Annotated in this window: 20 protein-coding genes and 1 riboswitch; of the genes, 4 read left to right on the top strand and 16 right to left on the bottom strand. The window is 70.3% G+C overall.

All coding sequences use genetic code 11. The features are described 5' to 3' along the window. Positions 1-5 precede the first annotated feature (5 nt). Positions 6-1,148: a glycosyltransferase family 4 protein gene (locus TNCT6_RS23030; RefSeq protein ID WP_141361650.1), complete on the bottom strand. Its 1,143-nt coding sequence runs from the start codon at positions 1,146-1,148 to the stop codon at positions 6-8. 163 nt (positions 1,149-1,311) lie between these two features. On the opposite strand from TNCT6_RS23030, the gene TNCT6_RS23025 reads away from it, so the two are divergent. Continuing rightward, positions 1,312-2,562: a glycosyltransferase 87 family protein gene (locus TNCT6_RS23025; protein WP_141361648.1), complete on the top strand. Its 1,251-nt coding sequence runs from the start codon at positions 1,312-1,314 to the stop codon at positions 2,560-2,562. On the opposite strand, the gene TNCT6_RS23020 is transcribed toward TNCT6_RS23025, so the two are convergent. From TNCT6_RS23020 to TNCT6_RS23000, 5 genes are all read right to left on the bottom strand, one after another. After that, positions 2,550-3,740: a hypothetical protein gene (locus TNCT6_RS23020; protein ID WP_141361632.1), complete on the bottom strand. Its 1,191-nt coding sequence runs from the start codon at positions 3,738-3,740 to the stop codon at positions 2,550-2,552. The two genes, TNCT6_RS23025 and TNCT6_RS23020, sit on opposite strands and share 13 nt — an antisense overlap. A gap of 32 nt (positions 3,741-3,772) precedes the next feature. Continuing rightward, positions 3,773-4,795 (bottom strand): NlpC/P60 family protein, encoded by a 1,023-nt coding sequence (locus TNCT6_RS23015; RefSeq protein WP_141361630.1) that lies wholly within the window; start codon positions 4,793-4,795, stop codon positions 3,773-3,775. 244 nt (positions 4,796-5,039) lie between these two features. Further along, positions 5,040-6,074, bottom strand: coding sequence for a C40 family peptidase (locus tag TNCT6_RS23010; protein ID WP_141361628.1), 1,035 nt, complete (start codon positions 6,072-6,074; stop codon positions 5,040-5,042). Between the two features lie 238 nt (positions 6,075-6,312). After that, complete coding sequence (locus TNCT6_RS23005) at positions 6,313-7,662, bottom strand: NYN domain-containing protein (RefSeq protein WP_141361626.1); 1,350 nt, start codon at positions 7,660-7,662, stop codon at positions 6,313-6,315. 66 nt (positions 7,663-7,728) lie between these two features. Beyond that, positions 7,729-7,968, bottom strand: coding sequence for a hypothetical protein (locus tag TNCT6_RS23000; RefSeq protein ID WP_100572306.1), 240 nt, complete (start codon positions 7,966-7,968; stop codon positions 7,729-7,731). Positions 7,969-8,122: 154 nt separating this feature from the next. On the opposite strand from TNCT6_RS23000, the gene TNCT6_RS22995 reads away from it, so the two are divergent. Further along, positions 8,123-8,875 carry a rhomboid family intramembrane serine protease gene (locus tag TNCT6_RS22995; protein WP_141361624.1) on the top strand — a complete coding sequence of 251 codons (753 nt, stop codon included), beginning with the start codon at positions 8,123-8,125 and terminating at the stop codon, positions 8,873-8,875. Continuing rightward, a complete protein-coding gene (locus tag TNCT6_RS22990) occupies positions 8,872-9,153 on the top strand; it encodes an Lrp/AsnC family transcriptional regulator (protein WP_141361622.1) in 282 nt (93 codons plus the stop codon). Before TNCT6_RS22995 ends, TNCT6_RS22990 begins: the two co-directional genes overlap by 4 nt. A 26-nt stretch (positions 9,154-9,179) precedes the next feature. Here TNCT6_RS22990 and TNCT6_RS22985 read toward each other — a convergent pair whose 3' ends face one another. The 6 genes from TNCT6_RS22985 to TNCT6_RS22960 form a co-directional block, all read right to left on the bottom strand. Beyond that, positions 9,180-10,553, bottom strand: coding sequence for an aminotransferase class V-fold PLP-dependent enzyme (locus TNCT6_RS22985; RefSeq protein ID WP_141361620.1), 1,374 nt, complete (start codon positions 10,551-10,553; stop codon positions 9,180-9,182). Positions 10,554-10,717: 164 nt separating this feature from the next. Then, positions 10,718-10,834, bottom strand: a riboswitch (SAM riboswitch). An 85-nt stretch (positions 10,835-10,919) separates the two neighbouring features. After that, positions 10,920-11,984: an anthranilate phosphoribosyltransferase gene (trpD, locus tag TNCT6_RS22980; RefSeq protein ID WP_141361618.1), complete on the bottom strand. Its 1,065-nt coding sequence runs from the start codon at positions 11,982-11,984 to the stop codon at positions 10,920-10,922. A 146-nt stretch (positions 11,985-12,130) separates the two neighbouring features. Next, positions 12,131-13,792: a cytochrome bc complex cytochrome b subunit gene (locus tag TNCT6_RS22975; protein WP_141361616.1), complete on the bottom strand. Its 1,662-nt coding sequence runs from the start codon at positions 13,790-13,792 to the stop codon at positions 12,131-12,133. Continuing rightward, positions 13,789-14,856 carry a ubiquinol-cytochrome c reductase iron-sulfur subunit gene (locus TNCT6_RS22970; protein WP_141361614.1) on the bottom strand — a complete coding sequence of 356 codons (1,068 nt, stop codon included), beginning with the start codon at positions 14,854-14,856 and terminating at the stop codon, positions 13,789-13,791. The genes TNCT6_RS22975 and TNCT6_RS22970 overlap by 4 nt, the downstream gene beginning before the upstream one ends. Then, complete coding sequence (locus tag TNCT6_RS22965) at positions 14,853-15,662, bottom strand: c-type cytochrome (protein ID WP_141361612.1); 810 nt, start codon at positions 15,660-15,662, stop codon at positions 14,853-14,855. Before TNCT6_RS22965 ends, TNCT6_RS22970 begins: the two co-directional genes overlap by 4 nt. A gap of 62 nt (positions 15,663-15,724) precedes the next feature. Next, positions 15,725-16,336 carry a heme-copper oxidase subunit III gene (locus TNCT6_RS22960; RefSeq protein ID WP_100572299.1) on the bottom strand — a complete coding sequence of 204 codons (612 nt, stop codon included), beginning with the start codon at positions 16,334-16,336 and terminating at the stop codon, positions 15,725-15,727. A 211-nt stretch (positions 16,337-16,547) separates the two neighbouring features. Here TNCT6_RS22960 and TNCT6_RS22955 point away from each other — a divergent pair, with 211 nt between their 5' ends. After that, a complete protein-coding gene (locus TNCT6_RS22955) occupies positions 16,548-16,949 on the top strand; it encodes a response regulator transcription factor (RefSeq protein ID WP_141361610.1) in 402 nt (133 codons plus the stop codon). 87 nt (positions 16,950-17,036) lie between these two features. Here the strand turns inward: TNCT6_RS22955 and TNCT6_RS22950 are convergent, their stop codons facing one another. From TNCT6_RS22950 to coxB, 4 genes are all read right to left on the bottom strand, one after another. Then, positions 17,037-18,293: an Ig-like domain-containing protein gene (locus tag TNCT6_RS22950; RefSeq protein ID WP_141361608.1), complete on the bottom strand. Its 1,257-nt coding sequence runs from the start codon at positions 18,291-18,293 to the stop codon at positions 17,037-17,039. 151 nt (positions 18,294-18,444) lie between these two features. Beyond that, entirely contained in the window at positions 18,445-18,843 is a 399-nt protein-coding gene (locus TNCT6_RS22945; protein ID WP_141361606.1) for a cytochrome c oxidase subunit 4, read from the bottom strand. Continuing rightward, entirely contained in the window at positions 18,840-20,576 is a 1,737-nt protein-coding gene (ctaD, locus tag TNCT6_RS22940) for a cytochrome c oxidase subunit I (RefSeq protein WP_141361604.1), read from the bottom strand. Before ctaD ends, TNCT6_RS22945 begins: the two co-directional genes overlap by 4 nt. Beyond that, positions 20,573-21,532, bottom strand: coding sequence for a cytochrome c oxidase subunit II (coxB, locus tag TNCT6_RS22935; protein ID WP_100572294.1), 960 nt, complete (start codon positions 21,530-21,532; stop codon positions 20,573-20,575). The genes ctaD and coxB overlap by 4 nt, the downstream gene beginning before the upstream one ends. Between the last annotated feature and the right edge of the window lie 266 nt (positions 21,533-21,798).

Below are 21,798 nucleotides of genomic sequence, written 5' to 3'. Positions count from 1 at the left end.
CTCCCCTACAGCAGTTCCCGGAGCCGCTGGGCCAGCAGGTCCCACCGCCACTTCTCCTCGACCCAGGAGCGTCCGCGCTCCCCCATGCGGCGGCGCAGCTCGGCGTCCCCCAGGAGCGTGACGACGCGGTCGGCGGTGTCCTCGGGGGAGCCGCCGCGCACGACCCAGCCGGTCTCGCCGTCGAGCACCGCGTCGGGGGCGCCGCCGGAGTCCCCGGCGACGACGGGCAGCCCGGTCGCGGACGCCTCCAGGTAGACGATGCCGAGCCCCTCGACGTCGAGTCCGCCGCGCCGGGTGCGGCAGGGCATGGCGAAGACGTCACCGGCGCCGTAGTGCGCGGGCAGCTCGGCCCAGGGGACCGCGCCCGTGAAGCGCACGGAGCCGGCTACCCCGGTCCGCTCCGCCAGGGCGCGCAGCTCCTTCTCGTACGGGCCACCGCCGACGATCAGCAGCACGGTGTCCGGTTCGGCGGCCAGGATCCGGGGCATGGCCCGGATCAGCGTGTCCTGCCCCTTGCGCCTGACCAGCCGTGAGACGCACACGACGACCGGCCGGTCGGTGAGCCCGAGCCGGGCCCGCACCTCGTCACCGCCCGAGCCGGGGTGGAACGTCTTCTCGTCCACGCCCGGGGGCAGTTGCACCATCCGGCCGGCCGCCTCGGGCGTCAGCGCGGTGGCGATCCGGGAGCGGGTGTACTCGCCGAGGTAGGTGATCGTGTCCGTCGACTCCCCGACGCGGCGCAGGAGTCCGCGCGCCGCGGGCAGTTGCGCCCACCCCGCCTCGTGCCCGTGGGTGGTGGCCACCAGCCGCTCGGCGCCCGCCCTCCGCAGGGCCGGCGCCATCAGCCCGAGCGGCGCCGCCGCCCCGAACCACACCGCGGTGCACCCGTGTTCGCGCAGGAGTCCGACAGCGCGCCGGGTCGCGCCCGGCGTCGGCAGCAGCATCGTCGTGCGGTCGCGTACGACGGTGAAGGGCTGCTCCGCGTCGAACGCGGCCGTCGCCTCGGCACCCTCCCGGCCCCGCTTCCAGGTGGAGGCGTAGACGACCAGCCGCTCCGGGTCCAGCCGCAGCGCCATGTTGTGCAGAAACGCCTGGATCCCACCCGGCCGGGGCGGAAAGTCGTTGGTCACGATGAGGGTCTTGCGCACACCGGCCGACCCTACCGAACCCGACCGGGACACCCGGCCACGGCCATGCCACCCGCCCCGCACCGGCCCCCCGGGAGATCATGTGCCCCGCACCACGAATCGCGTGAACCACGCGAACTGGTCGGAACCATCGGACCGGTCGGGCTCACGGGAGAGGACCGAGGTGGACGGGACAGGTACCCGGCGCAGGCTCACCGGGGTACTGGCGGTCTGGGGTGTGAGCCGGGCCGTGTTGGTGCTCCTCGTGTTCAAGGTGTTCGTCCTCGCGGGGGCGGAAGACGTCTCGGCGGACGTGTCGGTGATCTACCAGGGCTGGTACGAGGTGCTGCGGCAGGGTGGCTTCCCCGTCGGCGACGTCACGTGGCAGTACCCGCCCGCCGCCGCGCTGGCGATCCTCTCCCCCGCCACCCTGCCGTTCCTCGGCTACACCGCGGCCTTCCACGTGCTGGCGCTGCTGGCCGACCTGGCGGTGCTGTGCCTGCTGCTGTGCGCCGGGCGGCGGCCCGGCCGGCCGCTGCGCGGTGCCTGGGTGTGGACGGCGGGCGCGCCCCTGCTCGGCCCGATCCTGTACGCGCGCTACGACGTGATGGTGACCGCGGTGGCCGTGGCCGCGCTGCTCGCGGGCGTCCGTCACCCGCGCGCGATGGGCGCGCTGGCCGGCTTCGGGGCGCTGCTGAAGGTGTGGCCGGTCCTGCTGCTGCCCGGCCTCCGGGGTGCTGCCGGGCGCCGTGCGTGGACGGCGGCGGCACTGACCGCGGCGGCGCTCGCCTCGCTGTTCGCGCTCACCATGCCCGGCGCCCTGTCCTTCGTGACCGCGCAGCGCGACCGGGGCGTGGAGGTGGAGTCGCCGGCCGCGCTCGTCCTCCACGTGGCCCGGCACCTCGGCTGGAACGGACAGGTGCTGCTCACCTACGGCTCGCTGGAGTTCGTCGGCCCGTACACCGACGTGGTCGGCACCGCGTCCCTGGCCCTGACCGCGGCCGCCTTCGGCTGGCTGGTGCTGTGGCGGCTGCGGGCCCGCCGCTTCCGCCCGCACACGGCCGCCCAGGCCGCGTTCACGGCCGTACTGCTGTTCACGGTCACCAGCCGGGTCCTCAGCCCCCAGTACCTGGTGTGGCTGATCGGGCTGGCCGCCGTCTGCCTGTGCTTCCGGGACGACGGCATGCGGCTGCCGGCCGGCCTCGTCCTGGCGGCGGCCCCGGTGACGGCCCTGGAGTTCCCGGTGTACTTCGCGCATGTCGTCGCGAGCGACCGCCTCGGCGTCACCCTCCTGCTGCTGCGCAACGGCCTGCTGGTGGCCGCGGGCGTGACCGCCTGCCGGGCCCTGTGGCGCTCGACGGTCACCGCCGCGCCCCGGACGCGGGCACCGCACCGGGCCGCCCGGCCCACCGCCCGGCTCGATCAGCCCAGCTGACGTCCGAGATACGCGCGCCACTGCTCGGTGAACCGGTCCAGGGTGGTGCCGAGGACCTTCCGCAGGGCGTCCTCGACCGCGCCCTCGCGGGCGCCGTGCGCGCCGACGGAGCGGTAGAAGTCGTCGAGGCGCCGCTCGCCCCACCCGTCGGCGATCATGCGGCAGGCCATCCAGCCGCTCTCGTAGGCCCGGGCGAGCCGGGCCGGGTCGCCGGCGAAGCCGAAGTCCTCGTCGGACGGCAGCGTGGCGGGAACCTCCCCGTCGGTCACGGCGCGCCGCAGTTCGGGCGCGACCTGGTCCGGGGGGCGGCCGGTGCCTCGGTAGCCGACCCAGTCGGCGTAGCCCTCGGAGAGCCACAGCGGGGTGGCGGCGTTGGTGTGGGCGCGAGTGGCGACGTGGGTCGTCTCGTGGGTGAGGACGACCTGCTTGCCGAGCGACCCGAGCATGCCGTAGGCGGCGGGGTTGACGATGATCCGGTCCGCGGGCGCCCGGCCCGCGCCCCCGGTCTCGCCCGTGGTGACGGCGGCGATCCCGCGGTAGTTGGAGGCGGGCGAGCCGAGCAGTCCGGCCATGCCCTCCAGGGACTTGGGCACCAGCAGGACGACGTGCCGGCTCCAGTCCGTGCCCCACGCGTCCGACACCGCGGGTATCGCGCGGTCGGCCAGGCCCGCGTAGCCGCGCAGGACCGCGTCGCCGTGTCCGACGCCGAGCACGAGGCTGCTCCGCCCGTGCACCACCGAGACCGTGCCCTGGTCCCACAGTTGCTCGGCGGACTTCTTCTCCGGCCGGTCGGAGTCGACGTACCACTTCCCGTCGCCGCCGGTGGACAGGGTCAGCGTGCGGCCCGCGGTGACGGGCGCCTTGTCGTACCCGGTGACCCGGTAGCGCAGTTCGGCCCGCGCGACCGCGGTGTCGCCGCCGCGGCGCAGGCTCTTCAGCCGGTAGGACCAGTCCGTCAGCGGGACGGCCCGCAGCCGCGCGTACGGGGCCCGGGTCCCGGTGGCGGCGTACGCCTTCGGGTCGTGGTGCAGGACCGCCGCCGCCCGCCGGTCGAGCACCCGCTGCACCTCGGCCTTCGCGGTGTCGGCCGCGGACGGCCCGCCGCAAGCCGTCAGGGACGCGAGCAGCAGGCACACCACCGTCACCGAGGATTTCGACGCCCGCCCACGACCAGCCATTTCCCGATCGTACGGCGGCACCGGGACGGCCGTCAGACCCTGGTGACCGACGAGACCGGCATCATGTTCACCAGGTCGTAGCGCACCGGAGCGCCCGGATGGGGCGCGTGGATCACCCGGCCGTTGCCCGCGTACATCGCGACATGGCCGGCGTCGGAGCGGTAGACGACCAGGTCGCCGGGCCTGGCCTGGGACAGCGGGATCCGCCGGCCCGCGTTGCGCTGCTCCTGCGAGGTGCGCGGCAGATGCACCCCGGCCTGCGCGTACGACCACTGCATCAGGCCCGAACAGTCGAATCCCGTGGGCCCGTTGGCGCCCCAGATGTAAGGGCGGCCGAGGGCGGAGCGGGCGGCGGCGAGGGCGGCGGCCGCGCGGACCGAGGCGGCCGGTCCGGCGTCGAAGCCGGGGAGGAAGTCCTCGCGGCCGGAGCGGGAGGCCCGGTCGTAGGCCTCGCGCTCCGACGGGGACAGGGAGCCGAGGAGTTGGCGGGCCCTGGCGAGCTTCTGCTCGACCGTCCGCTTGTGGGTCGCGACCGCCTTGCGGCTCTTGTCCAGTTCGGCGAGGGCGCGGGTGGCCTCGGCGCGGTCCTGGGAGAGTGCGCGCAGCGCCCGCCGCAGGTCCTTCAGTTCGCCGGTCTGGTGGTCGGTGATCCGGTCGAGCGTGGCGGCCCTGTCGAGGTATTCGGCCGGGTCGTGGGAGAACAGCAGGGCGATCGACGGGTCGAAGCCGGAGCGGTACTGGGCTCCGGCCAGCGAACCCAGCGACTCCCTGAGGTCGTTGACGCGCTGCTGCCGTCGGGCGATGCGGTCCTGCAAGTCCCGCACCCGGGTGCGCAGGAGGTCGGCGCGCTCGCCGGCCTTGTCGAAGGCCTCGGTCGCCTTCTCGGCCTCCTGGTAGAGGCGGTCCACCTCGGACCGGGCGTCGCCGTGCGGAGCGGCGACGGCCGAGGTGGCCGGAACGGCGCCGAGGGCGGCGGCCGCGGCGGACAGAACGCAGAACGCGGCGCCCGCGCCCCGGTCGAACCCGGACGGTGCCGGGCGGCGATGAGACCCCACGAGAAGCCCTACTCCCTCCACTGGCGGACACTGACCGCTTCCCGGGGCCGGGGCGCCGAGCGCCCGTCCTGCGGGAAACGCGCCAGACAGTAGCCGCGCGGACACACGGCGACCAAAGCCGCGGAGGGGGCACCGAACACGGGCGCCCCGCCTCTGACGCAGGTCATCGGCGGGGCGTGGGGTCACCGTGGGGTGCCGGGATTCGCCCGTTCGGGCGAGTACGAGGCGTTCTCCCGGGGTGGCGTCAGATGCGGACGCCGAACTGGAAGGGCATGTTGTTGATCGACTCGTAGCGCACGACGGTGCCGGTGCGCGGGGCGTGCAGCACCTGGCCGTTGCCCGCGTAGAGGCCGACGTGGTGCTGGTCGCCGTAGAAGATGACCAGGTCGCCGACCTGGAGCTGGCTCTGCGAGTAGATCCGGGTGCCCGCGTTGGCCTGCGCCTGGGAGGTGCGCGGGATGCTGACACCGGCCTGGGCGTACGCCCAGGAGGTCAGACCCGAGCAGTCGTAGGAGGACGGGCCGGTGGCGCCGTAGACGTAGGGCGAGCCGATCTTGGTCTGGGCGGCGGAGAACGCGGCGCCGGCCCGGCCGGAGGCGGGGGTGGAGCTGCCCAGCTGCACGCGGTCGGCGGAGGCCCGGCTGGCCCTGTCCTGCTCGGCGGCGAGCGCGGCCTTCTCCGCTGCGGTGAGGCTGTTCAGGAGCCGCTGCGCCTCGGCGAGCTTGCCCTGGACCTCGCTCTTCTTCTTGCCCAGCTCGGTGCGGGTGGCGGCGAGGTCCTTGAGCTTCGAGGAGGCCTCGGACCGCTCCTGGGTGAGCTCGCGCTGCTTGTCCTGGATCTTCTTCAGCGCCTCGACCTGCTGGCCGCTCAACTGGTCGAGCGTGGAGGCCTTGTCGAGGTAGTCGTCCGGGTCGGCGGACAGGAAGAGCTGGAGCGACGGGTCTATCCCGCCGGTGCGGTACTGGCCGGCGGCCATCGAACCGAGGCCGTCGCGGAGCTTGTTGAGCTCCTGCTGGCCGCGGGCGACGTTGTCCTGGATGGTGGAGATCTCCTTCTGGAGCTTCTCCTGCTTCTCCTTGGCCCCGTTGTACTTCTCGGTGGCCTGCTCCGCCTGCTCGTAGAGCTCGTCGACCTTGGACTTGACTTCGTCCTTGCTCGGCTTCGCGCTCGGGGCGGCATTGGCGGCCTGGGCACTGATGGCTACGGCCGCTGCCGCCGCGGTGGTGAGCACGGTCACGCGCGCACGGCTGGGTTGCTTGGGTCGACGGTGGGACGCCACGGAAGCGAGCTCCTTCTTCTGAGTGATCACCCGCTCGGAGGTTCGAGGCTCGACCCTAGTGACCTCATCGTGATGAATTCAAATCCTGAGGCGGAAAATCCCACCAGTCACTTCATTCTTTGCCCATAACTCACCGGCAGTGAGGACCACTTGACCCTGCGTCGCGCGACGCTTCCGGTGAATTCGGGAATGCTGCCTGTATGTTGCGCTTGAGGCTTACGTAGCCCTACGTCCGGTTTCAGCCGCGCGAGAGCCGCTTCAGCAGCACCGCCGAGGCCACCGGCCGCGCCCCCGCCTTCGCGATCCCGTCGGCGACCTCACGGTCGGTCGAGACGACGATCACCGGACGGCCGGGCGGCTCGGCCCGCACCAGCTGACGGATCAGCTCGTCCGCCGTGACCCCCGGCTTGGAGAACAGCACCCGCACACCGCGCGGAGGCGCGAGGAGCACCGGCGCGACCAGCTCGGCCCCGTCGAAGACACACGTGACCTCGGCGCCGGTCTGCGCGGCGAGCTGCGACAGCTGCCCCAGCAGCCTCAGCCGCTGCTTCTCCAGCGGCATCTGCGGATAGCCGGTCTTGGTGACGTTGTAGCCGTCGACGACCAGATGGGCCTGCGGCAGCGCGAGCAACTGGTCGAGGATCGCCGGGTCGTGCTCGGACAGCGCGCGGGCGGCGATGTCCTTGGGGGTCATCCGGCCCGGCTCGACCGCGTCCACGGTCTCCGCCGGCCGCACCGACACCGGCGGCAGCGCCAGCTCCCGGCGCAGCCCCTGGGCCGCGTCGAGGACGGTGTCCAGCAGCAGCCGCACCCGCATGTCCTCCACGCTGCGCCCCTCGCGGGCCGCCCTGCGGGCGGCTTCCAGCGCGGCCTCCGCCTCCCCCAGGCGGGCCTTGAGCCGCCGGGTCTCGCTCTCGGCGGACGACACCTGCGCCTGCCCCTCGGCGCGCAGGGCCTCGATCTCGCCCCGCGCTTTGCGCAGCGCGGCCTCACTGCGCTTGACGTCGCTGTGCGCGGCCCGCAGCTTGCGGTGCAGCGACTCGGCCTCTTTCCTGGCGGCGTCCAGCTCGGCCCGCAGCCGCTCGGTGTCGGCGCGGGTCTGCTCGCGGGCCGCCGCCAGCTCGGCCCGCAGCCGCTCCAGTTCGGCGCGGCTCTCCTCGTCGGCACGCTCGGCGTCCGCCCGCTGGGCCTCCTCGCCCGCAGCGGCGACCAGCTTCACCCAGCCCGGCGGGCGCAGTACGTAGGCCGCGGCCGCCACGTCGAGCGGATCCGCGGCCGGGGGCGGCGAGCCGGAGTCGAGGGCACCCGACAGCTCGGGCTGGTCCTCTTTGAACTTCTCGCCGATGCGCTGGCGGAACAGCGGATCGGTCTCCAGCGCGGCCGCCATCGCGTTGCCCGCGAACTTCGCCCGGCGGCTGGGGGTGAACCGGGCGTACTGCCGCAGCTGCGGCGGCAGCTCGGCGAACGTCAGCGTGCCGAAGGAGTCGGAGACGATCTGGACGACCCGGTGGCGCACTCCGTCGGGCAGGGGACGGTCGAGCACCTCGGCGGCGCCGTCGCCCGGCCCCCCGCCTTGTGTCTCCGCCATCCGTCACCCCAATGCCTCTGTGCTTCGCGGACCCCCGCGGGGGTCGCCTGTGCGGGCCCGCTCCGCTCAGGAGCCGGCGCCCGGCCTGTCCACGAGTTCCACCTGGTCCACGGCGTTGCACCAGCGGCAACGCACCGACTCGATCGTCTCACTGACCACCTCGCGCTCCTCGACCTGCGGCTCTCCGGCCAGATCGAGGTGGACGTACTCGACGACCTTCGACGAGCGGGTCACGTCGAAACGGGTGAGGTTGCCGCACAGGGTGCAGCGCCACCGGGTCGTGGCGGTCGGCAGGGGAACCGTCATCGCGACTGTTCGCTTCCTTCTGTGTCCATGACGCGCCAGCTTCCCTGGGCGTGTGGCACGTAACCCTACGGCCTGGCGGCGACTCGGCGCCGGTCCGTCCACGGCGGCGAGGCGGTCTGTGCGCTTGCGTCCGGTTACGCCATGCTCTGTGCACATGATCGGCAACAGGTACACGGTGGCCGCCCGGACGATCAGGGCGGCCAGGGCGGTACGGAACATGCAGGCGCCGGTGACGTGCGCCCTGATCGTCCTGTGCTGTCTGATCTTCGTGGCCGGCCCGGCGGCGGGCCTCAATCCCTCCTACGGCACGGGGGACGCGCTGCTGCTCGCCCAGCGGGCCTATTTCCGGCGGTGGGGCGTGATCCCCGCCGATTTGTTCACCGGCTCGTTCCGGGCCGCCCTCACCCCCGCGACGGCCCTGTTCGTGCACGGCAGCTGGGTGCACCTGCTCGGCAACATGCTCTTCCTCTACGTCTTCGGGGCGATGACCGAGGAGCGCATGGGCCGCGTCCGGTTCACGCTGTTCTACGTCGGCTGCGGCTACCTGGCCCTGGTGGGCTACGCGGTCGCCAACGCCGCCTCCGGGCAGAGCCTGGTGGGGGCCTCGGGCGCGATCTCGGCGGTCCTCGGCGCGTTTCTCTACCTGTTCCCCAGCGCCCGGGTGACCAGTCTCTTCCCGTTCCTGTTCTTCCTGCCGCTGCGCTTTCCCGCGTGGGTGGTGCTGCCCTTCTGGGCGGCCCTCCAGTGGCTGGCCGCCGGGCGCGCCGCCGAGGGACCGCAGGTCGCCTACCTGGCCCACGTGGTGGGCTTCGCCCTGGGCTTCGCCTGCGCGTGGGCCGGGTTCGGCCGGAAGACTAGAGTGAAGGCCGCCCCTGCTCCGGCCCCCGAGGGAGAGAACCAGCCGTGATCACCGCGATCGTCCTCATCAAGACCAGCGTGGACCGGATCCCCGAGATCGCCGAGCGGATCGCCTCACTGGACTCGGTCAGCGAGGTCTTCTCCGTCACCGGCACGTACGACCTGATCGCCATGGTCCGGGTGCGGCAGCACGAGGACCTGGCGGAGGTCATCCCGGGGCGGATCAGCAAGATCCCGGGCGTCGAGGGGACGGACACGCACGTGGCCTTCCGCACCTACTCGCAGCACGACCTGGAGGCGGCGTTCGCCATCGGGCTGGACTCCTGACCGCCCCCGGCTCCTGAGCGGGCGGATCACACCGCGGGCACGCAGCGGCCGTCCTCCGTGCGGTACGTCCACTTCGCGCCGTCCCTGACCAGCTCCCGCACCGCCGCCACGAAGCGGTCCACGTGCTCGTCGGGCGTGCCCGCGCCGAAGCTCACGCGGATGGCGTTGAGGGACTTCTCGCCCGGGGCGGCCTCGGGCGCGCCGCACTCGCCCTGGCTCTGCGGATCGCCGCCCAGCAGGGTGCGGACCAGGGGGTGGGCGCAGAAGAGGCCGTCGCGGACGCCGATGCCGTACTCGGCGGAGAGGGCGGCGGCGAAGTGGGAGCTGTTCCAGCCCGCCACGACGAAGGAGATCACTCCGACCCGCGGGGCGTCGTCGCCGAACAGGGAAAGCACCCTGACCTCGGGCACCTCGGCGAGGCCCGCCCGCACCTTGCGGATCAGGTACCGCTCACGCGCGACGAGCTCGTCGAAACCGGCCTCGGTCAGCGCCGTGCAGGCCGAGGCGACGGCGTAGGCGCCGATGACGTTCGGCGACCCGGCCTCGTGGCGGGCGGCCGACTCGTGCCACCGCACGTCCACGGACCCGTCGGCACGCCGCGCCACCGTGCGGCTCGCGCCGCCGCCCGCGAGGTACGGCTCGGCCTCGCGCAGCCAGTCGGCGCGGCCGGCCAGGACGCCGGAGCCGAACGGGGCGTACAGCTTGTGGCCGGAGAAGGCGACCCAGTCGACGTCGAGGTCGCGGACGGACACCGGGTGGTGCGGGGCGAGCTGGGCGGCGTCCAGGACGATCCGGGCGCCGTGCGCGTGGGCGGCGGCGGCCAGCTCCCGCACGGGCCACAGCTCGCCGGTGACGTTGGAGGCGCCGGTGACGCACACCAGGGCGGGGCCGTGGGGGTCGCGGCCGGCGAGGGCCCGCTCCAGGGTCGCCACGGCCTGCTCCGGGGTGCGCGGGGCGTCGAGGCAGGTCACCCGCGCGTCCCGCCACGGAAGCAGCGAGGCGTGGTGCTCGGTCTCGAAGACGAAGACCTGGCAGTCCGCGGGCAGCGCCCGGGCGAGCAGGTTGAGGGAGTCGGTGGTGGACCGGGTGAAGACCACCTGGTCCTCCGCACGGCAGTCCAGGAACTCCGCGACCGTCTTCCGGGCGTTCTCGAACAGGTCGGTGGAGAGCTGGGAGAGGTAGCCGGCGCCGCGGTGGACGCTGCCGTAGTACGGCGCGTACGCCGCCACGTCGTCCCAGACGCGCTGGAGGGCGGGCGCGCTGGCCGCGTAGTCGAGCGCCGCGTAGGTGACCTCCCCGCCGGTGACGAGCGGAACGGTGACGTCCCGGCCCAGCACGGGCAGCGGGGCACGGACGGACTGGTCGGCGGCGGCGACGGTGGGGACGGCGGAAACGGACATGGGTGAACTCCCGTGAAAGCAGGCGAAATCACCACGCGAGCGGGCACGGCTCGAGCGTGGAGAAGGGTGAAAGGGGTGATGCGGAGGCGGGGCTCTACGCCCTAACGCATTCGCTTGCTCACGGGAGGCTCCCTCGTACGACCAGGACCCCTGGTGACGCGAGGGGTCCGCGCTTGCCGTGGGCCTCGCTGCCTACGGCCTGGTCTTCACCCGGGGCACCCCGCCACGGACGGAGGGTTGCCGGACAGCCGGCCGGGGCCACATGGCTGTCACTCATGACCTGTTTCAGCATCCTGCCACACGATCTTCCACGCGCAAGGCGCAGTCCGGATCGTGGACTGCGCCTTGCGACGGGAGGTTCGGGTCTCAGGCGTTGCTGACGGCCACCCAGCGCTCCAGCGTGCGCTTGGCGGACCCGGAGTCGATCGACTCCGCCGCGCGGTCCATCCCGGACCGGATCTGTTCGGCGAGAGTGCCCGGACCCGGCCGCAGGGCCACCAGCGCCGCCGCGGAGTTCAGCAGGACGGCGTCCCGTACGGGCCCCTGCTCTCCGTCCAGCAGGCGGCGGGCCACCTCGGCGTTGTAGGAGGCGTCACCGCCCCGCAGCGCCTCCACGGGCACCAGTTCGATGCCGACGTCCCGCGGGTCGAAGCGCTCCTGGGTCACCTTGCCGTCCCGGACGATCCAGACCTGGGAGGTGGCGGTCGTGGTGAGCTCGTCGAGGCCGTCGTCGCCCCGGAAGACCAGGGAGGAGTGGCCACGCTCGGCGAAGACGCCCGCGACGACCGGTGCCATGCGCGGGTCCGCGACCCCGACGGCCTGGGCCCGCACCCTGGCCGGGTTGGTCAGCGGGCCCAGCACGTTGAAGACCGTGCGGATGGCCAACTGGCCGCGGGCGGCGCCCGCGTGGCGCAGCGCCGGATGGAACTTGATCGCGAAGCAGAAGGTGATTCCGGCCTCCTGCGCGACCTCGGCCACCCGCCGCGGCGTCAGCTCCAGATTGACGCCGAGCTTCTCCAGTACGTCGGAGGCTCCGGAGGCGGAGGACGCGGCCCGGTTGCCGTGCTTGACGACGCCGGCCCCCGTGCCGGCCACGACGATCGAGGACATGGTGGAGATGTTCACGGTCTTGGCGCCGTCGCCGCCGGTGCCGACGATGTCGACGGTCTCGCCGGGCACCTCGATCACATTGGCGTGCTCGTACATCGTCCGGACCAGGCCGGTGATCTCCTCCACCGTCTCGCCCTTGGCCCGGAGGGCCACCACGAACCCGGCGATCTGCGCGTCGGTCGCCTCGCCGCGCATGATCAGGTCCATCGCCCAGGCGGTCTCGTCGGCGGTGAGGTTCCGGCCGTCCAGCAGGCCGTTCAGCAGGGCGGGCCAGGAGCGGCCCGCCGCGGTGTTGCCTCCAGCGGGGGTCACAGCGTTCATATGCCGCTCCTGGGTCGGTGTCCCGTATGCGGGACGCGAGTCTCGAACAGGTCCACCCTATCCAGCCCCGGGCATGGCGAAGGGCCCCGTCCGGGGATCGGACGGGGCCCTTCGACCGTGGCGTGGCGACGCTCAGCGGTCAGTGATCAGTGGTGGCCGTGGCCGCTCGTGATCTCCCTGTACTCCTCGACGGTCGGCTTCGGGATCTGGTTGTCCTCGCCGTAGTACGCGTTGCTGAGCTTGGCGCGCAGCTTCTGCGAGCCCTTGATCTTGCGCTCGACGCCGTTCTCGTCGACCGCCGGACCGATCTCGGCCGGCTCGTACTGGTCGTGCGCCGTGAGCGTGTAGAGCTGCTCCTGGCTGAGCGGCTCGTGGACCTCGATGAACTCACCGTGCGGCAGGCGCTTGATGATGCCGGTCTCGCGACCGTGCAGCACCTTCTCCTTGTCGCGGCGCTGGAGGCCGAGGCAGATCCGCTTGGTGGCGACGAACGCGATGATCGGTCCGACGAAGAAGCCGATCCGGACGAACCAGGTGACCGCGTTGATCGACAGGTGGAAGTGCGTGGCCCACAGGTCGTTGCCGCCGCCGACCAGCGTGATCATGTACATCGTGATCCAGGCGACACCGAACGCGGTACGCGTCGGGGCGTTGCGCGGACGGTCCAGGATGTGGTGCTCGCGCTTGTCGCCGGTGATCCAGGACTCGATGAACGGGTAGAGCGCCAGCGCCGCCAGGACCAGACCGAAGAGGACCAGCGGGATGAACACGCCCAGGACGAGCGTGTGGCCCCAGAAGTTGACCTCCCAGCCCGGCATGAAGCGGACCAGACCCTCGGCGAAGCCCATGTACCAGTCGGGCTGGGCGCCGGTGGACACCTGGTCCGGACGGTACGGGCCGATCACCCAGATCGCGTTGATCTCCACGAGCGCCGCGATCATCGCGAGGACACCGAAGACCAGGAAGAAGAAGCCGCCGGCCTTGGCCATGTACACCGGCAGCAGCGGCATGCCGACGACGTTCTTGTTGCTCTTGCCGGGACCCGCGAACTGCGTGTGCTTGTGGTAGAAGACCAGGATCAGGTGGGCCACCACCAGGCCCAGCATGATGCCGGGCAGCAGCAGGATGTGGATCGAGTAGAACCGCGCCACGAAGTCGTGACCGGGGAACTCGCCGCCGAAGAGGAAGTACGAGATGTACGTGCCGACGATCGGCATGGACAGGATCGCACCCTCGGTGAAGCGGACACCGGTGCCGGAGAGCAGGTCGTCCGGGAGCGAGTAACCGGTGAAACCGGTGAACATGCCCAGGGCGAACAGCAGGAAGCCGAACAGCCAGTTGATCTCACGCGGCTTGCGGAACGCGCCGGTGAAGAACACGCGCATCATGTGCACGAACATGCCGGCCAGGAAGATCAGCGCGGCCCAGTGGTGGATCTGCCGGATGAGCAGACCACCGCGCACCTCGAAGGAGATGTGCATGGTCGAGTTGAACGCCTCGGACACCAGCTGACCCTGCAGCGGGACGTACGAGCCGTTGTACACCACCTCGCTCATCGAGGGGTGGAAGAACAGCGTCAGGTACACACCCGTGAGGATGATGATGATGAAGCTGTAGAGGCAGACCTCGCCCAACATGAACGACCAGTGGTCGGGGAAGATCTTGCGCATGTTGGCCTTGGCCAGGGAGTAGATCCCAAGCCGGCCGTCGGCCCAGTCGGCGAGCCTCTCGCCGGCCGGTGCCTGCCCGCGAGAGCGGCCCGCCGCGCCGGCGGCAGACGGATTCGTGTTGGCTGCTGATGTACTCATCCGCGCTCCCAGAATGCAGGACCGACGGGCTCCGCGAAGTCGCCGAGCGCCTGGAGGTAACCCTCGCTGTCCACGCCGATGCGCAGCTGCGGCAGAGCGTGGCCGGCGGGGCCGAAGATCACTCGGGCACCGTCGGAGAGGTCGAAGGTGGACTGGTGGCACGGGCACAGGGCGTGGTGCGTCTGCTGCTCGTACAGGGAGATCGGGCAACCCACGTGGGTGCAGATCTTCGAGAAGGCGACGATGCCCTCGTGGCCCCAGTCGAGTTCGCGCTTGTCCTTGATGTCGGCCGGCTCGAGCCGGATGATCATCAGGGCGGCCTTGGCGATCTCGTTGGCGAAGTCCTCGTCCGTCTCCTTCAGACCGTCCGGCATCGCGAAGGTGAGCGAGCCGACGGAGACGTCCTCGGGACGCAGCGGCAGGTTGGTGTTCATGTTGACGAGGCGCTTGCCCTTGGCCCACAGCGTGTGGCGCAGGCTGGTCCCGGGCAGCGGGCCCAGGTCGCGCAGCAACATGACGCCGGACAGCGGCACCAGCGTGAGCGCGCCGAGCATCGTGTTGCGGATCAGCTTGCGACGGCCGATCGCCGACTCCTTGGCCCCCTGCTTGAAGTCCGCGTGGACCTTCGCACGGACCTCGGGGGACGCCGCGATCGGGTGACGCTCGTCGGCGACCTCGACGTCGGACATCAGGGTGCGGGCCCAGTGGACCGCGCCCGCGCCGATCGCGAACAGCGCCACGCCCAGCGTGAGGCCGAGCGCGAAGTTCAGCGCGTTGATGTGCCCGAGCGGGAAGACGAAGATCGACTTGTCGTGCGGGATCGTCACATACGAGGCGATGAAGCCGATGGTGGCCAGCATCGACACCGTGAACATCAGGGCGACGGCGCGCTCGGAGCGCTTGGCGGCCCGCTCGTCGATGTCCTGGATCCGGTGCTCGTGGGGCGGCAGTCCCGGGTCGGCGAACGGGGCCCGCTCGTCCGCCACGGAGACCGCGCCGCGCCCGTGCTCGTGGGCTGCCTGCTCTGCGGGCAGGTTCTCTTCAGGAATGTCTTGGCTACTCATGACTTCTTGGCCTTTGCGGTCCGAGCGGCGACCCAGACGGCGACCGCGACAAGGGCACCCAGCCCGAAGATCCAGGCGAACAGACCCTCGGTGACCGGTCCGAGGCCACCCAGGTCCATACCGCCCGGGGTCGTGGTCTCGTCACCGTTGACCGCGTCGAGGTACGCGATGATTTCCTTCTTGTTCTTCTCCGTCAGCAGCGTGTCGGGGAAGGAAGGCATGTTCTGCGGGCCGGTCTGCATGGCCTCGTAGATGTGCTTGTTGCTCACACCCGTGAGGTCCGGGGCGTACTTGCCGTGCGTCAGCGCACCGCCCTTGCCGGTGAAGTTGTGGCACTGGGCGCAGTTGGTGCGGAACAGCTCACCGCCCTTGGCGGCGTCCGCGCCCTCGGGGCTGTACTGGTTCTTCGTCGGCACGTTGGGACCAGCGCCCAGGGACGCGATGTACGCGGCGAGCTGGTCGATCTCGGCCTGGTTGTAGATGACCTTCTTGCGCGGGATCTGCGCGCCCGGCTGCTGGGCCGGCATACGGCCGGTGCCCACCTGGAAGTCGACCGCCGCCGCGCCCACACCCACCAGGCTGGGACCGTCAGTGGTGCCCTGCCCACCGGTGCCGTGGCAGCTGGCGCAGCCGACCAGATAGAGCTTCCTGCCCTCCTCGATGGTGAGGGACTGGGCGGTGTCCTCGGCCTTCGCCTTGCTCGCGGGCGCGAACGCGGTGTACAGCCCCCCAGTGGCCGCCAGCGCGAAGAGTAGGACGACGACCGCCGCCAGCGGATGGCGTCGTCGTGCGGAGAGCTTTTTCACGGATTACCCCGGTGTCAGGATCTTCTGCGTCGATGCTTTGCGGACTTGGATCGGTTCGTCGGCTACTTGATCAGGTAGATCGTGGCGAAGAGTCCGATCCAGACGACATCGACGAAGTGCCAGTAGTAGGACACGACGATGGCCGCGGTCGCCTGCTCGTGAGTGAACCTCCGGGCCGCGTAGGTGCGGCCGAGGACCAGCAGGAAGGCGATGAGACCGCCCGTCACATGCAGCCCGTGGAAGCCGGTGGTCAGGTAGAACACCGAGCCGTACGGGTCGGAGGACAGCGAGATGCCGTCCTTCTTCACCAGTTCGGTGTACTCGAAGATCTGACCGCCGATGAAGATCGCACCCATGATGAAGGTGACGATGAACCAGCCCCGGAGCTTCTTCACGTCACCGCGCTCGGCGGCGAAGACGCCGAGCTGGCAGGTGAGTGAGGAGAGCACCAGGATCGTGGTGTTCACCGACGAGAAGGGGACGTTGAGAGCGCCCGCCATCTCCTTCCAGTGCGCCGGACCCGTCACCGATCGCAGGGTGAAGTACATCGCGAAGAGGGCCGCGAAGAACATCAGCTCGGAACTCAGCCAGATGATGGTTCCGACGCTGGTGAGGTTCGGTCGGTTGACCGACGGGTGCGCGTGCCCGGTTTCTACTGTCGTTGCTGTCGCCACGCCGACATTATGTCGGTCGCTTATCCCGCCCTCACCCCGGGGGGTGCCGTTCGGAGTGTCCCGGGGGTGTGCCCTGCCCGAACGGCCCCTCGAAGGGCTGTTCCAACCGCTGTCTACCACGAGTTGAAGGGGGTAGCATCCGCGCCATCGGTACCCGGAAGTTCCCGACAGTTCCCGACGGGGTTTTCCCGACCAACGACGCGGAGGAACAATGCAGGCGACCGCCACGGTGCTGGTCTACAGCGACGACGCCAACACCCGGGAGCAGGTGCGGCTGGCGACCGGCCGCCGGCCCGCTCCGGACGCCCCCGTGGTGGAGTTCCTGGAGTGCGCCACGCCCGCCGCGGTCCTCAAGGAGCTGGACCGGGGCGGCATCGACGTCTGTGTCCTGGACGGCGAGGCTGTGCCCATGGGCGGCATGGGGATGTGCCGGCAGATCAAGGACGAGGTCTTCAACTGCCCTCCGGTGCTGCTGCTCATCGGGCGGCCGCAGGACGCGTGGCTGGCCACGTGGAGCCGGGCGGACGCCGCGGTCACGCTTCCGGTGGAACCGGTGGAGTTCGCCGCCGCTCTGGCCTCCCTGCTGCGCAAGAAGGCGCTGAGCGGCGTCTGAGGCACTCGGGCGGGGCCCGGCGGACGGCCCCGCCCTGTGCGGCCGCGGGCCGTCCGTGTCCCCGTCCGGGCCCCGCCGCGCCGCGTCTCACACACCCTGCGGGGTCAGCCGCGCCTTGTTCGTCTGCGCCACGGCGCCGTCGGCGCCGGCGATGGCACTGCCCTGGACCCACTTCGGCCAGGGCATGTTCCAGTCGCCGAAGCCGTTGTCGAAGAGCTCCATGCTGTGGCCGGCGGAGTTGACGACCTGGACCAGGTCGCCCTCGTGGATGGTGTTGAAGAACCAGGAGGCGTTGGGGGTGCTCATGCCGGTGCAGCCGTGGCTGACGTTGGCCGCTCCCTGGGAGCCGACGGACCACGGGGCGGCGTGGACGTACTCGCCGCTCCAGGTGACGCGGGTGGCGTAGTACACCGGCAGGTCGTACGAATCGCTGGAGCCCGCGGCGATGCCGACGGTGGAGCTCTTCATCTGGACGTAGTACTGCTTGGCCAGCACGACCTTGATCCCGTTGCGGGTCTCGAAGCCGGGCTTGCCGGTGGTGATGGGGATCTCCTTGATCTTCTCGTCGTTCCTGTAGACCGTCATCAGGTGCTTGGCGGCGTCCGTGACCGCCACGATGCGGTCACCCGTGGTGATCTTCAGCGGCTTGGCCGTGCCGCCCCGCAACTTGTCGCTGATCTTGATGTTCTCCAGGTTGCTGTGCGCCTCGACGGTGGCGTTGGCGGGCCAGTAGTCCTGGGGGCGGTAGTGGAGCTCCTTGTCGTTCACCCAGTACCAGGAGCCCTGCACGGCGGGCTTGGAGTCGACCCTGAGGGCACGCTCGACGACGGCCCGCTGGGCCTTGTCCTTGATGGGCTGGTCGAGTTCGGCCGTGATGGGCTGGCCGACACCGTAGGTGCCCGCCTCCGGCCCGAACTTGACATTCAGGAGCTGCCGGCCCGTGGGCTTGTTCGTGTCGAACGTGAGGACCTTGCGACCGGGCCTTCCGTCCTCGTCCTCGGTGCTCACGCGGACCGTGTAGTGGGCGCCCCCGGCGAGCGGTGAGGTGCTGTGCCAGCGGCTGCCGTCGGCAGCCAGCTCGCCGGAGACCTGACGCCCCGTGGCGTCCACGGCCGTGACGTCCGTGATGCGCCCGTCCTCGCCCTGAGCGGTGACTTCCAGGGGCTTGTCCGGGTCGGCCTTCTTCCCGGCGTCCGTGGGGCCGCTGAAGGAGATCTGGTCCGCCGCGTCGTACGGGTAGGCAGCCAGCGGATTGCCGTCCGAACCGCAGGCAGTGGCACTCGTGCCGAGGGCGGCGACCAGCAGGACGGCTCCCGCTCCGCGGGAAATCACAGTGGTGCTCATGGCCCTTACGCTAGGTAGCTTCGTCACCTCCGGCACGGTGGCTCACCCGTCCGAGGGAATTTTCGAGGGGATAAGTCAACCAAAAGAGGGAGTCCGGACTCTCCAGGTGGAGAGTCCGGACTCCCTGGTGTTCAGCGATGCTCGGCGCTGGTTACTGGGTGCGGTTCTCGCCGCGGTAGTACTCGAAGACCCAGCCCCATACGGAGATCATGATGATGGGCGCCGCGAAGTACACGAGCCACCAGCCGACCGCGATGCCGAGGAAGGCCAGCGCGCCACCGATGCCGAGGCCGAGCGGCTGCCAGCTGTGCGGGCTGAAGAAGCCCAGCTCGCCGGCGTCGTCCGCGACATCGGCCTCCTTGTCGTCCTGGGCGCCCACGTCGACCCGCCGGGCCGTGAAGCCCAGGTAGAAACCGATCATGATGGACAGGCCGAAGGCCATGAAGAGCGCCGTCGCGCCGACCGCTTCCTTCGACCACACGCCGTAGACGATGGCGGTGATGAGCAGGAAGACGCTCAGCCACATGAACATCTTGCCCTGGATCTTCACTTGCCAGCCTCCTTGCCGCCAGCGAGGGCTGCCGTCCCGTGACCGGCGTTCTCGAGCTGGTCGAGCGCGGCGATCTCGGGGTGGTGCAGGTCGAACGCCGGGGATTCGCTGCGGATCCGCGGCAGGGTGAGGAAGTTGTGGCGCGGCGGCGGGCAGGAGGTCGCCCACTCCAGGGAGCGGCCGTAGCCCCACGGGTCGTCGACGCCGACCGGCTTGCCGTACTTGGCCGTCTTCCAGACGTTGTAGAAGAACGGCAGGACCGACAGGCCGAGCACGAACGAGAAGATCGTCGACAGCGTGTTCAACGCGGTGAAGCCGTCGGCCGCCAGGTAGTCGGCGTACCGGCGGGGCATGCCCTCCACGCCGAGCCAGTGCTGGACCAGGAAGGTGCCGTGGAAGCCGATGAACAGCAGCCAGAAGGTGATCTTGCCGAGCCGCTCGTCGAGCATCTTGCCGGTGAACTTCGGCCACCAGAAGTGGAAGCCGGCGAACATCGCGAACACCACGGTGCCGAAGACGACGTAGTGGAAGTGCGCCACCACGAAGTACGAGTCCGAGATGTGGAAGTCCAGCGGCGGCGCGGCCAGGATCACACCGGTCAGACCACCGAAGACGAAGGTGATCAGGAAGCCGGTCGCCCACAGCATCGGCGTCTCGAAGGAGAGGCTGCCCTTCCACATGGTGCCGACCCAGTTGAAGAACTTCACACCGGTCGGGACCGCGATCAGGAAGGTCATGAAGGAGAAGAACGGCAGCAGCACGCCACCGGTGACGTACATGTGGTGCGCCCACACCGTCACCGACAGACCGGCGATGGCGATCGTCGCGCCGATCAGACCCATGTAGCCGAACATCGGCTTGCGGGCGAAGACCGGGATGATCTCACTGACGATGCCGAAGAACGGCAGCGCGATGATGTACACCTCGGGGTGCCCGAAGAACCAGAACAGGTGCTGCCACAGCAGCGCGCCGCCGTTGGACGCCTCGAAGATCTGGGCGCCGAACTTGCGGTCCGCCTCCAGCGCGAGCAGCGCCGCCGCCAGCACCGGGAAGGCCAGCAGGACCAGCACGGCGGTCAGCAGCACGTTCCAGACGAAGATCGGCATGCGGAACATGGTCATGCCGGGCGCGCGCATGCAGATGATCGTGGTGATGAAGTTGACCGAGCCGAGGATGGTGCCGAAGCCGGACAGGGCCAGACCCATGATCCACAGGTCGCCGCCGAGGCCCGGCGAGTGCACCGCGTCCGACAGCGGGGTGTAGCCGAACCAGCCGAAGTCGGCGGCACCCTGCGGGGTGAGGAAACCGCCCACCGCGATCAGCGAGCCGAACAGGTACAGCCAGTAGGCGAACATGTTCAGCCGCGGGAAGGCCACGTCCGGGGCGCCGATCTGCAGCGGCATGATCCAGTTCGTGAAGCCCGCGAACAGCGGCGTCGCGAACATCAGCAGCATGATCGTGCCGTGCATCGTGAACGCCTGGTTGAACTGCTCGTTCGACATGATCTGCAGGCCCGGACGGGCCAGCTCGGCGCGCATGAGGAGCGCCATCACGCCGCCGATGCAGAAGAACGCGAACGACGTCGCCAGGTACAGCGTTCCGATCGTCTTGTGGTCGGTGGTCGTCAGCCACTTCACCGCGAGATTGCCCGGTTGCCTGCGCCGGACCGGCAGCTCGCTCTCGTAAGAGTCCTCAGCTGCCGCGGCACCCTGAGGTTCGTTGAGGATGCTCACAGCTTGTTCGTCTCCCGGTTCTTCTCGTGGCTCGTCTGCGCGATGCCTGCGGGAACGTAACCGGTCTGCCCCTTCTTGGCGAGGTCCTTGAGGTGCTGCTCATAGCGCTCGGGCGAGACGACCTTCACGTTGAACAGCATCCGGGAGTGGTCCTGGCCGCAGAGCTCGGCGCACTTGCCCCGGAAGGTGCCCTCCATGGTGGGGGTCACCTGGAAGGAGTTGGTGTGGCCGGGGATGACGTCCTGCTTCATCAGGAACGGCAGCACCCAGAACGAGTGGATGACGTCGCGCGAGGTGAGGATGAATCGGACGGTCTTGCCCTTGGGCAGCCACATCGTCGGACCGGGGTTGCCGTTCTGCGGGTTCCGCGTGCCCGGAATGCCGTAGTCGTAGACACCGCCGGCGTTCGCCGGGAAGTCCGCCTTGAACCGGTCCGGAATCGCGTTCAGGTTCTTGTCGGTCTTCGCGTCGCCCGACGAACCGGCGACGGGCTCGATGTAGTTGAAGGCCCAGCTCCACTGGTAGCCGACGACGTTCACCGTGACGTCCGGCTTCTTGGAGAGGTCCAGGAGCTTGGACTCGTCACGGGCCGTGAAGTAGAAGAGCACCGAGACGATGACGAGGGGGACCACCGTGTACAGCGCCTCGATGGGCATGTTGTACCGGGTCTGCGGAGGAACCTCTACCTTGGTGCGGCTGCGCCGGTGGAAGAAAGCACTCCACAGGATCAGACCCCACACCAGGCAGCCGACGGCGAGCGCGGCCGCCCAGGACCCCTGCCACAGCGAGAGGATCCGGGGAGCCTCTTCCGTGGTCGGGGTGGGCATACCCAGCCGGGGAAAGTCCTTGTATGTGCAACCGGTTGCGGTCGCCAGGACCAGGCCCGCAGTCAGTGCCTGCAGCAGCTTCCGCCGCATCGGGCGCCGCGGCGAGCGGTCGGAGCCGTTGGGACTCACGTAGCGCCTTCCCGAGAGTCTCGCCCGCGCTGTTCGGCTGCGGCCTTCTCGCTGGTCGGTCGCGGCCCCGCGTCGGGCAGGGGTTTGGATGTTTATGCGGACCAAACCCTACTGGACGCCTTCCGGCGGGTCGCGGGGAGGGTGCCATACGCGCCGCGGGTCAGCCCGAAGGGGTGGGATACCCCTTCGTGGGCCGGTTTGTGAGGGGGGTTCGGGGCGCCCGATGAGGTATGTATGCGCCCCTTGTCGTGGCTGCGGGCGGGTTG

The sequence above is a fragment of the Streptomyces sp. 6-11-2 genome (assembly GCF_006540305.1).
Taxonomy (GTDB): domain Bacteria; phylum Actinomycetota; class Actinomycetes; order Streptomycetales; family Streptomycetaceae; genus Streptomyces.
This window is presented reverse-complemented; position numbering and strand designations above follow the sequence as displayed.

Coding starts and splice junctions, on each gene's coding strand:
- TNCT6_RS22985 (WP_141361620.1), bottom strand. CDS start 10,553: ATGTCCGTTTCCGCCGTCCCCACCGTCGCCGCCGCCGACCAGTCCGTC.
- TNCT6_RS22955 (WP_141361610.1), top strand. CDS start 16,548: ATGCAGGCGACCGCCACGGTGCTGGTCTACAGCGACGACGCCAACACC.
- TNCT6_RS23000 (WP_100572306.1), bottom strand. CDS start 7,968: ATGACGGTTCCCCTGCCGACCGCCACGACCCGGTGGCGCTGCACCCTG.
- TNCT6_RS22975 (WP_141361616.1), bottom strand. CDS start 13,792: ATGAGTACATCAGCAGCCAACACGAATCCGTCTGCCGCCGGCGCGGCG.
- TNCT6_RS22995 (WP_141361624.1), top strand. CDS start 8,123: ATGATCGGCAACAGGTACACGGTGGCCGCCCGGACGATCAGGGCGGCC.
- TNCT6_RS23005 (WP_141361626.1), bottom strand. CDS start 7,662: ATGGCGGAGACACAAGGCGGGGGGCCGGGCGACGGCGCCGCCGAGGTG.
- TNCT6_RS22970 (WP_141361614.1), bottom strand. CDS start 14,856: ATGAGTAGCCAAGACATTCCTGAAGAGAACCTGCCCGCAGAGCAGGCA.
- TNCT6_RS23020 (WP_141361632.1), bottom strand. CDS start 3,740: ATGGCTGGTCGTGGGCGGGCGTCGAAATCCTCGGTGACGGTGGTGTGC.
- trpD (WP_141361618.1), bottom strand. CDS start 11,984: ATGAACGCTGTGACCCCCGCTGGAGGCAACACCGCGGCGGGCCGCTCC.
- TNCT6_RS22950 (WP_141361608.1), bottom strand. CDS start 18,293: ATGAGCACCACTGTGATTTCCCGCGGAGCGGGAGCCGTCCTGCTGGTC.